9 protein-coding genes are annotated in these 12,534 nt (G+C 69.5%); 3 read left to right on the top strand and 6 right to left on the bottom strand.

Annotated features, from left to right (window positions below; translation table 11 throughout):
- Positions 1-158: 158 nt before the first annotated feature.
- Together lipA and lipB are read right to left on the bottom strand one after the other, a co-directional pair.
- A complete protein-coding gene (gene lipA, locus RF637_RS07805) occupies positions 159-1,166 on the bottom strand; it encodes a lipoyl synthase (RefSeq protein ID WP_085105942.1) in 1,008 nt (335 codons plus the stop codon).
- Positions 1,167-1,281: 115 nt separating this feature from the next.
- Positions 1,282-2,019, bottom strand: a complete 738-nt coding sequence (lipB, locus tag RF637_RS07810) for a lipoyl(octanoyl) transferase LipB (RefSeq protein WP_098054537.1) — start codon at positions 2,017-2,019, stop codon at positions 1,282-1,284.
- Positions 2,020-2,093: 74 nt separating this feature from the next.
- Here lipB and RF637_RS07815 point away from each other — a divergent pair, with 74 nt between their 5' ends.
- On the top strand, positions 2,094-4,052 hold the full coding sequence (locus tag RF637_RS07815; RefSeq protein ID WP_368844527.1) for a serine/threonine protein kinase: 1,959 nt from the start codon (positions 2,094-2,096) through the stop codon (positions 4,050-4,052).
- A gap of 277 nt (positions 4,053-4,329) precedes the next feature.
- Here the strand turns inward: RF637_RS07815 and RF637_RS07820 are convergent, their stop codons facing one another.
- From RF637_RS07820 to RF637_RS07835, 4 genes are all read right to left on the bottom strand, one after another.
- Positions 4,330-4,680 carry a hypothetical protein gene (locus tag RF637_RS07820; RefSeq protein ID WP_035961358.1) on the bottom strand — a complete coding sequence of 117 codons (351 nt, stop codon included), beginning with the start codon at positions 4,678-4,680 and terminating at the stop codon, positions 4,330-4,332.
- Between the two features lie 124 nt (positions 4,681-4,804).
- Positions 4,805-6,649, bottom strand: a complete 1,845-nt coding sequence (gene sucB, locus RF637_RS07825) for a 2-oxoglutarate dehydrogenase, E2 component, dihydrolipoamide succinyltransferase (RefSeq protein ID WP_368844528.1) — start codon at positions 6,647-6,649, stop codon at positions 4,805-4,807.
- 119 nt (positions 6,650-6,768) lie between these two features.
- Positions 6,769-8,136 carry a dihydrolipoyl dehydrogenase gene (gene lpdA, locus RF637_RS07830; protein ID WP_368844529.1) on the bottom strand — a complete coding sequence of 456 codons (1,368 nt, stop codon included), beginning with the start codon at positions 8,134-8,136 and terminating at the stop codon, positions 6,769-6,771.
- 170 nt (positions 8,137-8,306) lie between these two features.
- A complete protein-coding gene (locus RF637_RS07835; protein ID WP_144996824.1) occupies positions 8,307-9,830 on the bottom strand; it encodes a leucyl aminopeptidase in 1,524 nt (507 codons plus the stop codon).
- A gap of 206 nt (positions 9,831-10,036) precedes the next feature.
- Between RF637_RS07835 and RF637_RS07840 the strand changes: the two genes are divergently transcribed.
- Both RF637_RS07840 and RF637_RS07845 read left to right on the top strand, forming a co-directional pair.
- Positions 10,037-10,966, top strand: a complete 930-nt coding sequence (locus RF637_RS07840) for a proteasome assembly chaperone family protein (protein ID WP_179861265.1) — start codon at positions 10,037-10,039, stop codon at positions 10,964-10,966.
- A 58-nt stretch (positions 10,967-11,024) separates the two neighbouring features.
- Positions 11,025-12,320 (top strand): nitrate/nitrite transporter, encoded by a 1,296-nt coding sequence (locus tag RF637_RS07845; protein ID WP_064845178.1) that lies wholly within the window; start codon positions 11,025-11,027, stop codon positions 12,318-12,320.
- The last annotated feature ends 214 nt before the right edge of the window (positions 12,321-12,534 follow it).

A 12,534-nucleotide genomic window follows, 5' to 3' on the forward strand; every position in this document is an offset into this window, starting at 1 on the left:
CGCTGACACAGGGGATCCCCGCCATTCTATCCGCTGAGGCCCGTCGACGCGGCGTCTCGTCCGTAGGGAAGCCCTTCCGGGTGCCGCGCGGCACCCGGAACGGACGACGCCGCCCGGAAGCGGGCGGCGTCGTCCGCGGAGCGGTGTTGGTGCGGGCGTCAGCCCAGGCGGGCCAACAGGGAGGAAGCTTCCTGGCTCGCGGAACCCGAGTCGTCGATGTGGGACAGGTGCTCGGGGATCTCGCGGCCCATCTTCTTCATGGCGCGTGCCCACAGCTTGCCCGCGCGGTAGCTGGAACGCACCATGGGCCCTGCCATCACACCCAGGAAGCCGATCTCCTCGGCCTGCTTGGACAGCTCCACGAAGGTCTCGGGCTTGACCCACCGGTCGATGGGGTGGAACGTGGGCCCGGGGCGCAGGTACTGGGTGAGCGTGATGATGTCGCACCCGGCGTCGTGCAGGTCGCACAGGGCGTCGTAGACCTCGTCGTCGGTCTCGCCCATTCCCAGGATCAGGTTGGACTTCACGATCATCCCGTTCTCCTTGCCCTGCGTCAGCACGTCCAGGGAGCGTTCGTACGCGAACGCGGGACGGATCTGGCGGAAGATGCGGGGGACGGTCTCCAGGTTGTGCGCGAAGACCTCGGGCTGGGCGTCGATGACCTGCTGCAGGGCGTCCGGCTGACCCTTGAAGTCGGGGATCAGGATCTCCACACCCGTGCTCGGGTTCAGGGCGTGGATCGCGCGAATGGTCTCGGCGTTGAGCCATGCGCCGCCGTCCGCGAGGTCGTCACGGGCCACCGAGGTCACGGTCGCGTAGCGCAGTCCCAGGTCACGCACGGACTCGGCCACCTTGCGAGGCTCGGCGACGTCCACCATGCCCGGCTTGCCCGTGGCGATGTCGCAGAAGTCACAGCGGCGCGTGCACGTGTCCCCGCCGATCAGGAACGTGGCCTCACGGTCCTCCCAGCACTCGTAGATGTTGGGACACCCGGCTTCCTCGCACACCGTGTGCAGCCCGCGACCCCGGGCCATGGACTTCAGTTCCGTGAACTGGGGTCCCATCTTGGCGGTGTTCTTCAACCACGAGGGCTTCTTCTCGATGGGCACCTCGGCGTTGCGTGCCTCGACGCGCAGCAGTTTGCGGCCTTCGGGGGCGATGGTCATGAGTACTCCTCGCTGGTGGCGCTGGCGGGGCCCGGTCCACGCGGATGAGCGGGTCGGGCCGTTCTCAGGGGTCTGTTCTCGACGATCCGCGATTGGTGCGGTGGCTGTGGCCCGGTCAGGACACCGCGGTGGGTGAGGCGTCCCTCGCTCGGGAGTCACCCGTGTGCGGCAGTCGCACGGGCGGTGCCGGGACATCGGGTTCGAAGGCGACGCACAGGTCCGCCTCACGGGCCGCGAGTTCCTGCTCCATACGCTGCACAACGTCCGCCGGGTCGATCCGATTCCCGGTCTCCTGGCTGATCGAGGTCACGCCGGCGTCCGTGATCCCGCACGGGATGATCTTGCCGAACGGGCGCAGGTCGTTCGAGCAGTTCAAGGCGAAACCATGCATCGTTGCACGCTTGGAGACCTGCACGCCGATCGCCGATATCTTGCGATCGGGGCCCCGCTCGTCCGCGAGCACCCACGCGCCGGACCGGCCCTCCACGGTGGTCGCGGGCACGCCGAAGTCGCGGACCACGGCGATGATGACCTCTTCCAGGACACGCACGAAGCGCACCACGTCCAAGGGGATCGGCAAGCGCACGATGGGATACCCCACGAGCATCCCGGGGCCGTGGTAGGTCAGTTTCCCGCCCCGCCCGATCGGGACCACGTCCGTGCCGTCCCACGGGTACTCGTGCTTCTCGGTGCGGCGCCCGGCGGTGTAGACGGGTTCGTGTTCCACCATCAGCACCGTGTTGCCGCGGGTTCCGGCCACGACCTCGCCGTGGACCTCCCGCTGCAGGTCCAAGCACTCGCGGTAGTTCACGAAGTCCGGTGCCAGACCGATGCGTTCGAAGTGCAGAGCCATTCCGCCAGCCTATCCCTTCCGCCCGTCTGTGGATAACGTGAGCGGGCCGCCGTGTTTCCCGGCACAGTGGGGTCATGAACGCAGAGCAGGAACCGGAGCAGCTCGAGGCGCCGTCCAGGACCCGTGACGCGTCCGCGCCGTCGCGTGGGCACAGCGCCCGGGACCGAGTGCGGGCCGTGCGCGCGGGTGAGCGGCGTCGCCACGGTCGCGAGGGGTACGACGACGCCGCGGCGGCCCCGGGTGCGGCCCCCTCCGCTAGTGCGGTATCCGCCGGCCATTCGGTACCCGCCCACCGTGTGCAGCCCGCCGACCGTGCGGAGTCGCCCGAGTCGATGAGCGATCCGGCCGCCGAGACGGTCGAGCGCGACGGTCTCGAACTCGTGGAGAAGCTCGGGGAGGGCGGTGGGTCCCGCACGTGGCTGGCCCGGGAACGCACGACCCATGAGAAGTACACCGTCACGTTCGTCGTGACCGAGGACCGCGAACACCGGCGGGCCGGCGAGGAGCAGATCGCCGCCCTCGTCGAGGCATGGGCGGAGTCACCGCATCCCGAGCTCGTGAGCGTGCGCGCGACCCTCGGCGGGGACGGCGCATCCCGGGCGCTCGTGGCGGACCACGTCCGCGGCAAGACCCTTGAGGACACCATGCGCGACCGGGGACGGTTGCGGCCGGAGGACACCGCGCCGGTTCTCGCGGCGGTCGCTCGTGCGCTTACGCACCTGCACGAGCGCGGCTGGGTGCACGGGGACCTCGCGGCGCATCACGTCCTCTTCATACCGGACGGGCGCGCGCTCGTGGACGGCTACGGCGTTCCCGCGGGCAGCTCTGTGGGGCCCGTGCCATGGGGTATCGCGGATCGGCCCGCGCACCCCGGGGTGGCGCTCGGCCCCGCGGAGGATGCCTACACCGCGGTGCAGGACGTGCATGCCCTGGGCGTGCTGGGGTGGCTCGCGCTCACGGGCCGCCACCCCGGCCCCGAGTCGCACCGGGTGCCGTTGACGCTCATGTGTCCCGCCGCGCCGCGTCACCTCGTGCTGATGCTCGAAGCCGCCCTGGCTGACGACCCCGCCGCGCGCCCCTCCGCGCAGGAACTCGCCGCGGGTTTCTCGGCCTCCGCACCGCGGAGCAAACCGGTCGGCCGGCCACCCGAACGCATGACCCCGGAGGTCATCCGCGCGGACGGCACCGTGGCGCGGCCCCGCCGCCTCATGCCCCTGCGCCCCGTTCCCCGTCGGCTCGTTCCCCCGCGTCGGATTCGGATGAGTCCGGGCGGCGTCGCCGTGGCCGGGGTGGACACGTCCGTGCGGCGCAGGGCGTGGCTCACGGCCGCCGGAGTCCTGGGTGCAGCGGCCCTGGCGTGGGGATTCCTCGCGGGGGACGGTGGCGGGCCCGTCGCCAGGCCCGCCGAATCCGGTGCGACGTCGGCAGCCGAGGTGGGGACGGCGTCGTCGCCCCCGGATGCGGCCGCCGGGACACCCTCTGGAACGAGCTCGCAGTCGCCTGGGGCGACCCCCGTGCCGGACGCTGCGGGGGCGTCCAGGGAAGCTACCGAGCGATCGGCCACCGCGCCAGGAGAGACCATGCAGGACAAGGACGGTGAGGCGCGAAGGGCCGTCGAAGGCCTCGTGTCCGCCCGCGCGGCGGCGCTCGCGGCCGGGGACGAGACGGCCGTCGCGGAAGTGTACGTCGCGGATTCGGGACTCGCTGCGCGGGATCGGGACCTGATCCGGCGCGCGAAGGCCCAGGACACCGCGGGATCGGGATTAACGGCCTTGTCCGGTGTGAGCATGGACGTCGTCCGGTTGACCGAACAGCGGCCCCGCGCCGGGTCGGGTCTCACGCCCGCCGAGGCGGCCCGCACTCGCACCTACGACGCCGAGGTCCGGACGCGGGGCTGGCACGGCGAATTACCCTCGGGCTCCCACGTGACCCGGCAGGGGGACGAGGCCCTGCAGACCCTGCGGATCTCGGTGACCCACACCCCGCGGGGGTGGCGGCTCGCCGACGTCACACCGGTCGAGGCCGCCCCGTGAGAGGCGGCCCATGACGGCCCCCGCGCGGCGGCCGCGACATGAGGGTCGGCTCGTGACGGTCTCGTCATGATGGTCGGATCGCCGTGGGAGGCTGCCGCGCGCCGACGGCATCGACAGGTCCGCAACGGGTGGCTGCGAGGCAGCCGCCGCCCATGGGCGGAGGCGCTGACCAGCGGGTCGTGAGCAACGCGAAGCCCCTGCGCCGTCGCAATCTGAAGGGAACGCGCGGCACCAGGGCGTGCGGTGGGGACGGGGGACGTTCAGGGAAGCGGGTGGCTCACCAGAACACGGCGACGGCGGCATTGATCACGGCCAGACCGCCGACCGCGTGGGCCAGCCCGGTGGACACGGGCTCACCGCGCTTGGTCTTGCGCATCCCGATGAACGCCGCGACGGCCACGACGAGCAGGATGATCAGCTTGACGCCGATCTTCATGTGGTTGACCGCGAAACCGTCCTGCATCTCGCGGAAGACCACCATGACCAAACCGGTCAGCAGCATCACGATCGCGGCCCAGAACTGACCGGACGTGACGGTGGGGCGCTTCATAGTGAAGAGCCACGTGCCGATGATGACGGCTAGACCGAGGAAGTGGAGGAACAACATCAGGCTGAAGAGGAAAGACATGATTCGAGCCTATCGGAGCCCCGTCACACGAAACCGCCGGGATGCGTTCTGAGTGATCCAGAACACATCCCGGCGGCCGGGAAATCAACCGAACGGTTGACCGCGGTGGGTCACGGGGCAACCCTTACAGGCCGACCTCCGATTCGAACTGACCCGCTTCCAGGCGCTTCTTGAGCGTGCCCAGGAACCGGCCGGCGTCCGCGCCGTCCACGAGACGGTGGTCGTAGGTCAGGGACAAGTAGCACATGTGGCGGATGGCGATGGTGTCGTTGCCGTCCGCGTCCGTGAGCACCATGGGGCGCTTGACGATCGTGCCCGTGCCCAAGATGGCGACCTGCGGCTGGTTGATGATGGGCGTGTCGAACAGGGCACCGAAGGAACCGATGTTCGTGATGGTGAAGGTCCCACCTGTCAGCTGATCCGGGGAGATGGAACCGTCCTTGGCGGCGGCACCCACTTCCGCGATCTGCTTGGCCAGACCACCCAGATTCAGGTCACCGGCGTTCTTGACGACCGGCACAAGCAACCCGCGGGGGGTGTCCACCGCGATCGCGATGTCCTCGGAGGCGTTGTAGACGATCTCCTTGGACTCTTCCTTGAACGTAGCGTTGAGCACGGGGTGTGCCTGCAATGCTTCGGCCACGGCCTTGGCGAAGAACGGCATGAACGTGAGCTTGGCGCCCTCGCGCTTCTGGAACTGGTCCTTGGCCTTCTGACGCAGCTGGGCCACGCGAGTCATGTCCACCTCGGTCACCTGCGTGAGCTGGGCAGAGACGTCCAGGGACTCGCGCATGCGCTTGGCGATGGTCATCCGGATGCGGGGGGCCTTCTCCGTGGTGCCGCGCTTGGCGTCCGGGGCGGGGGCGGAGGCCGGCTGGGCCTCGGAGCCCTGGCGGGACACGGCCGGTGCCATGTTGGCGCCGGTGTCCTGGACCTGGGGAGCCTCGGACTGCTTGGCGGCCTCCTCCGCGGCGGCGAGCACGTCCTGCTTGCGGATGCGCCCACCCACACCCGTGCCGGTGATCGTGGACAGGTCCACGTCCTTCTCACGGGCCAGCTTGCGCACTAGTGGGGTCACGTAGCCGGGGACGTCCTTGGTGCCGGAGTCCGAGGACTTGGCACCGGAATCGGAGGACGCACCGGACTCGGACTGCTTGGCGGGAGTGGGCTTCTCCTCGGAGCCGGAGCTCTTCTGGGGAGCCTTGGCCTCGGCGGCCTGTTCGGTGTTCTCACCGGAATCGGCTTCGGTCGCGGCGTCCTCGATCTGCTCGGCCTTGGTCTCACCCGACTCGTCGGAGGAACCGTTGTCGGAGTCGGAGTCGGAGTCACCGGAGCTGGCGGCGGACTCGTCGCCCACGATCGCCAGGACCTGGCCGACCTCGGCGTCCTCGTCCTCCTGGACCTTGATCTCCAGCAGGGTCCCGGCCACGGGGGAGGGGACCTCGGTGTCGACCTTGTCGGTGGAAACCTCCAGCAGGGGCTCGTCGACCTCGATCTGCTCGCCGACCTCCTTGAGCCAGCGGGTCACGGTGCCCTCGGTCACGGACTCACCCAGCGCGGGCAGGGTGACCTCCACGGAGTTGCCCGAGGACTGCTTGGTGTCGGCCTGGGGGGCCTGCTCGGTCTCGGTCTCCGCGGCCTGTTCGGTGTTCTCACCGGAGTCGGCTTCGGTCGCGGCGTCCTCGACCTCCTCGGCGGAAGCGTCCGAGGAGTCATCGGAACCCGAACCGGAGCCGTCACCGATGACGACCAGCGGGGCACCGACCTCCACGTCCTCGTCCTCGTCGACCAGGATCTTCTCGACGACGCCGGCCACGGGGGAGGGGACCTCGGTGTCGACCTTGTCGGTGGAGACCTCGAGTAAGGGCTCGTCCACGGCCACCTCGTCGCCCACCTGCTTCAACCAGCGGGTCACGGTTCCTTCGGTGACAGACTCGCCCAGCGCGGGCAGGTTAACGGTTTCAGACATTGTGTCGTCCGTCCCTCTCTAAAGATCGGAAAATGTGCAACGTGTCCCGGGTCCGTGCGGTCCCGGGGTGGTGAGGGGCCGGGTGCCCACCCTGTGGGGCGGGCACCCGGTGCAGTGGATCAGCCGTGCAGCGGAGTGCCGGCCAATGCCATCGCTGCCTCACCGATGGCCTCGTTCTGGGTGGGGTGGGCGTGGATGAATGCCGCCACGTCCTCGGGGTAGGCCTCCCAGTTCACCATGAGCTGGCCTTCACCGATCTGCTCACTGATGCGGGTCCCGATCGCGTGGAACCCCACGATGGGTCCGTCCTTCTCGCGCACCAGCTTGATGATGCCGCCGGTGCCCAGGATGGAGCTCTTGCCGTTGCCAGCGAGGTTGTACTCGAAGGTCTCCACGTTGTCCTTGCCGAACTTCTCCTCCGCCTTGGGCTGGGAGTAGCCCACGGAGGCGATCTCGGGCTCGGTGAACGTGACCTTGGGGACGTTGATGTCCGGGACCACCACGGGGTTGAGCCCGGCGATCTCCTCGGCCACGAAGCGGCCCTGCTGGTAGCCGCGATGGGCGAGCTGCACGCCGGGGACGATGTCACCGATCGCGTAGACGTTGGCCACGCCCGTGTGCAGGCGCTCGTCGGGGGTTACGAAACCGCGGTCCATGGGGATGCCCTGGTCCTCGAAGCCCATGCCCTCGGTGTTGGGGCCGCGGCCCACGGCCACCAGCACGATCTCAGCCTCGAATTCCTTGCCGTCCGCGAGGGTGACCTTGGCGCCGTCGTCGTTCTGCTCGACCTTCTCGAAGAACGTGCCCAGGTTGTACTTGATGCCGCGCTTCTTGAACTCGCGCTCAGCGATCTTCACGATGGCCGGGTCCTCATTGGCCACGAGGTGGGGCAGACCCTCGATCACGGTCACGTCCACGCCGAAGGAGCGCCACATGGAGGCGAACTCGCAGCCGATCACGCCGCCGCCCAGCACGATCGCGGACTTGGGCACGAAGTCGATCTCGAGGGCCTCGGTGGAGGTCATCACGCGACCGCCGATCTCGATGCCCAGGGTCTTGGAGAAGGAACCGGTGGCCAGGATGATGTGCTCACCCGTGTAGGTGGTGCCGTCCACGTCGATGGTGTTGGGGCCAGTGAGCTTGCCGTTGCCCTGGATCACGTCCACCTTGCGCATCTTCATGAGCCCGGTGAGACCCTTGTACTTGCCCTGCACGACCTTGTTCTTGTACTCGCGCACGGCCGCCATGTCGATGGACTCGAGGGAGGCCTTGATGCCGTACTTCTCCGACTCCCGGGCGCCTTCGGCGAGTTCGGCCGAGTGCAGGTACGCCTTGGTGGGGATGCAACCCCAGTGCAGGCACGTACCGCCCAGCTTCTCCTTCTCGATCAGCGCCACGCTGTAACCCAGCTGCACCGCGCGCAGTGCGGCGGAGTACCCGGCGGATCCTCCGCCCAGGACCAGAATGTCGTATTGGTTGTCGGCCACGTTGGCTCCCTCGGGGTTCGAGTTCTTGGTTTCTGATGCCCGCCCGGGTCCCGATCCTGGGTGTGTGTGGGGCGGTCACGGTTGGGGTCCAGCCTAACGCCACCCCGGGGGGCTCACCAGACATTGCATCCCGGTGGACCCCCGCAGCGTGGCGCACGATCGGGGGAAGCCTACTCGGCGAGGTCCTGGGCCACCGCGAGCATGGTGCGCACCCCGAAGCCGGTCCCCTCCTTGGGTGTGTACCCCCAGGGCTGCGACTCGTTGAAGGAGGGGCCCGCGATGTCGATGTGCGCCCACGGGATCCGCCGGCCACGCTGCTCGGGGACGAACTCCCGCAGGAACAGCCCGGCCACGAGCATCCCGCCGTACTTGTCGCCCATGTTCTTCAGGTCCGCCACGAACGAGTCGAGGGACGGACGCAGGTGCTCGGGCAGCGGCATGGGCCACGCGGGTTCGCCCGCGCGGGAGGCGGCGCGCACGACACGTTCCCGAGCGGCGTCGTCGCCCATGATGCCCGCGGTACGCACGCCGAGCGCGGCCATCTGCGCGCCCGTCAGGGTCGCGATGTCGAGCAACAGGTCAGGGTTCTCCTGACCCGCGGCCCACAGCCCGTCCGCGAGCACCAGGCGGCCCTCGGCGTCCGTGTTCAACACCTCCACGGTGTGACCGCTGAACATGCTCAACACGTCACCCGGACGGGTCGCGGAGCCGGAGGGCAGGTTTTCGGCGAGGCACAGCCAGCCCGTCACGGTCACGGGCAACTGGAGCGCAGCGGCCGCGAGGACGGTGCTGAGCACCGCGGCGGCACCGGCCATGTCCGACTTCATGGTCATCATCGAGGCGGGCGGCTTCAACGACAGGCCGCCGGAGTCGAACGTAATGCCCTTGCCCACGAGCGCGACGTGCTTCTTGGCACGGGCCGGGGACCACTGCAGCTTGACCAGGCGCGGCCCGTTGACGGAGCCCTGCCCCACGCCCAGCAGTCCGCCGTAGCCGCCGCGGGTCAGTTCCTTCTCGGCGAGCACCTCGACCGAGACCTTTGTGCCCTTCGCCGCAGTGGTCGCCACGGCCGCGACGAACTCGGGGGTCGCGGTGTCGGGGGAGAGGTCCACGAGGGTGCGCGTCAGGCGCACGGCGCGCGCCACGTGGGCGGCCCGGATGACGGCGTCCTTCGCGGTCTTGCCGAGGTTCTTGGGTACGACCACGGTCGCCGCGCTCAGCGGGACGTCGGCCTCGGAGGCCGTGCGGGACTTCTGCGTGACGTAGTTGAACGCGCCCAGCCCGATCCCCTCGGCCACGGCCTGGACCTCGGTCTCGGAGGCCACGGGCAGCGCGAACACGGCGGTTTCGGCCGCTCCGCGCAGGGTCCGCGCCGCAGCACCGGCCGCTTGGCGCAGGTTCTCGCCACGCTCGTCGTCCTCACCACGGCCCAGTCCCGTGAACACGACGGACCGCGCGTCCACCTCGTCCGGGGCGGGCACCACGAGCACGCGGTCGAGCCCGCCGGAGACCCGGGCCCGTTCGGCGAGCTCCGTCAGACGACGCCGCACGCCCGCCTTGACGTCGCTCGGTACCGCGAGCTCGCCGTCGTGGCGTACCCCCAGCACGAGGGCGTCTGCGGAGGTGCCCAGGGGCTTGGTGCTGGTCTCGAGGCGTACCTCGTGGGTGGCCAGGATGTCCTGCGGTGTGGTCACTGTCGTGTCCTTTCACGGGTGGCTGACGACGATGCGGCGCGGTACGGATGGCCGCGACGTCCGCGGCGTTCGTGTGGCGCGCACGACTCCGATCCTAGCCAGCACAGCCCCGGGGAAGCGGGGAATAGGCGGGGTCGCTCCGGGCGTTCCCTTCTCACGAGCGTCGGCGCCCCTGTGCCGCGCCCATGATTCGACGAGGAGGAAGTGTGCTGGATCCCACGGCCCTGTATCTGGGGAATCCCGCGTTGCTGGGAGACGAGCGATTGCGTGGGCTGCCCATGATCGTGGCGCTGTCCGGATACGTGGAAGCCGGCCACCTGGCCGGTCAGATCGAGGCCGTCATCCTCGACTCCATGCCGAGCGAGACCGTGGTCCGTTTCGACCTGGACCAGCTCTACGACTACCGCTCCCGGCGCCCCCACGTGAAGTTCTCGGAGGACCACTTCGAGGACTTCGAGGCGCCCGAGCTGAACCTGCATGTGGTCACCGACGGGCTGGACCGGCACTTCTTGTTGCTCACCGGACCCGAGCCTGACACCCAGTGGGAGCGGTTCAGCTCCGCCGTGGTGGGGCTCGCGCAACGACTGCGGGTGAGTCTCGTGGCGCTCGTGGGAGGGATCCCCATGCCCGTGCCGCACACGCGGCCCATCCTGGTGACCGCCCATGGTCCGCGTGCGGATCTGCTGCCCCGGATCGACGGCAACAAGCCCACGTTCGAGGTCAGCGCATCCGCCTCGCACCTGCTCGAACTGCGATTGCAGGAGGGTGGGATCGATCACGTGGGGTTGTCCGTGCACGTGCCGCAGTACCTCGCGGAGTCCTACCTTCCGCAGGCGGCCGTCGCGGCCCTCGAGTATCTCAGTGCCGTGACCGGGCGCACTCTGCCCACGGACGAGCTGCGGGAGGCCTCCCGGGACGTGATCCGTCAGATCGACGCGCAGGCGAACTCCTCGCCCGAGGTCCAGGGTGTCATCCAGAACATGGAACGGCGATACGATGACGTGGTGGACGCGTCCGCCCGTCGTTCGATTCTCGCCGGGCCCGACGACGCCGACCTGCCCGACGCCGACGACCTCGGTGCCGCCGCGGAGGCGTTCCTGGCCGCGCAGAGCGACCCGGAGGACCACCGAGAGTAGGGCCCCGCACCCGGTATGCACGGGCCTCCGTCGCCGAGCCCGTGGGAGGCCCATCCGCATGCCCGAACCGGTTGCACCCCGTCCGTCCCGGTACAAGGACTCACCCACCGCATGGTTGATTTTCGCGGTGGGTGTTTTCGCGTACTTCTCCGCGGTCGCGCAGCGCACGAGTTTCGGCGTGGCCACGGTGGAGGCCGCCGACCGGTTCCAGACCGCGGCCTCGGGGTTGTCCCTGTTCTCCATGATGCAGGTGCTCGTCTATGCGGCACTACAGGTGCCCGTGGGGGTGCTCGTGGACCGGTTCGGCCCGCGCATCCTCATCACCGTGGGGGCCGTGGCCATGGCGGCGGGACAACTGCAATTGGCCGCGGCGCAGTCCGTGGCCGAGGGCGTGGTGGGTCGCATCCTCGTGGGCGCCGGCGACGCCGCCACGTTCGTGTGCGTCATGCGCTTGCTCCCCGTGTGGTTCTCCGCGCTGAAGGTACCCATGCTCACCCAGGTCGTGGGCATGACGGGCAACCTGGGCCAGCTCTTCTCCGTGATCCCGTTCGCGGCGTTGCTCCACGTGGTCGGCTGGGTGCCGTCCTTCGCGGTCATGGCGGCGATCGCCCTGCTCGCCGCGGTGCTCTCCGGCCTGTTCCTGCGCAGCAACCCGCCGGGCGCGCGTGAGCTCAACGACGCGATCTCCTTGGCGACCGTGCGCACCTCCATGGGGCAGGCCATCAAGGAACCGGGGACCCAGCTGGGCTTCTGGGTCCACTTCACCGTGCAGTTCGTGGGCAACACGTTCGCCCTCATGTGGGCGTACCCGTACCTGCAGAACGCACAGGGGCTGGACCCCACGCAGGCCTCCGCCGTGATGACCGTGTACGTGGTGTTCAACGTGGCGGTGGCGCCGGTGATCGGCAAACTCAGTGCGCGCTTCGCGCGCCGGCGCTCCACACTGTCCCTGGCATGCGTGCTCGTGAGCTGGGCCGGGTGGACGGCACTGCTCGTCTGGCCGGGCCACGCCCCCGCCGTGGTCGTCTACGTGGCCGTGTGCATGATCGCTCTGTCCCTGCCCGCGTCCATGCTGGCGTTCGACATCGTGCGCTCCTTCAACCCGCCGCAGCGCAACGGCACCGCCACGGGACTCGCCAACGTGGGCGGGTTCGCGGCGTCCCTGCTCGCGATCTACGTCACGGGGCTCGTGCTCGACCTGCTGTTCGGCGCCGGGATCACACCCACGCTGTACGACGCCGATGCGTTCCGTCCCGCGATCGCCGCCCAGGCCCTCGTGGCCCTCGTGGGCACGGTCGCGATCCTTCGCTGCACACGCAAGGTGCGCCGGGTGCACGGCCCCGATTCCGTCTGACCCCTGGGTGAGTGGGAACCCGCGCCGCGCGTCCCATTACGGCTCCGGCTCGCCACGCCCTACCGCTCCACCGCCGACGGCACCCCACTTCGCCCACCGCCGACGGCGCCCCACTTCGTCCACCGCGGCAAGCGCCCTCCACAGCACCGCCCCGGGGTGTGTCGGGAGCGAGCTCGTGCACATGCGCGCGGACCGACCCCACCGAGGGGCGTCC

Origin of the sequence: Kocuria sp. CPCC 204721, from assembly GCF_040980945.1 — a bacterium.
GTDB classification, from domain to species: Bacteria; Actinomycetota; Actinomycetes; order Actinomycetales; family Micrococcaceae; genus Kocuria; species Kocuria marina.

What these genes read in the sequence shown, in the direction of transcription:
- lipA (WP_085105942.1), bottom strand. Translation starts at nt 1,166, where the DNA reads ATGACCATCGCCCCCGAAGGCCGCAAACTGCTGCGCGTCGAGGCACGC.
- lipB (WP_098054537.1), bottom strand. Translation starts at nt 2,019, where the DNA reads ATGGCTCTGCACTTCGAACGCATCGGTCTGGCACCGGACTTCGTGAAC.
- RF637_RS07815 (WP_368844527.1), top strand. Translation starts at nt 2,094, where the DNA reads ATGAACGCAGAGCAGGAACCGGAGCAGCTCGAGGCGCCGTCCAGGACC.
- RF637_RS07820 (WP_035961358.1), bottom strand. Translation starts at nt 4,680, where the DNA reads ATGTCTTTCCTCTTCAGCCTGATGTTGTTCCTCCACTTCCTCGGTCTA.
- sucB (WP_368844528.1), bottom strand. Translation starts at nt 6,649, where the DNA reads ATGTCTGAAACCGTTAACCTGCCCGCGCTGGGCGAGTCTGTCACCGAA.
- RF637_RS07845 (WP_064845178.1), top strand. Translation starts at nt 11,025, where the DNA reads ATGCCCGAACCGGTTGCACCCCGTCCGTCCCGGTACAAGGACTCACCC.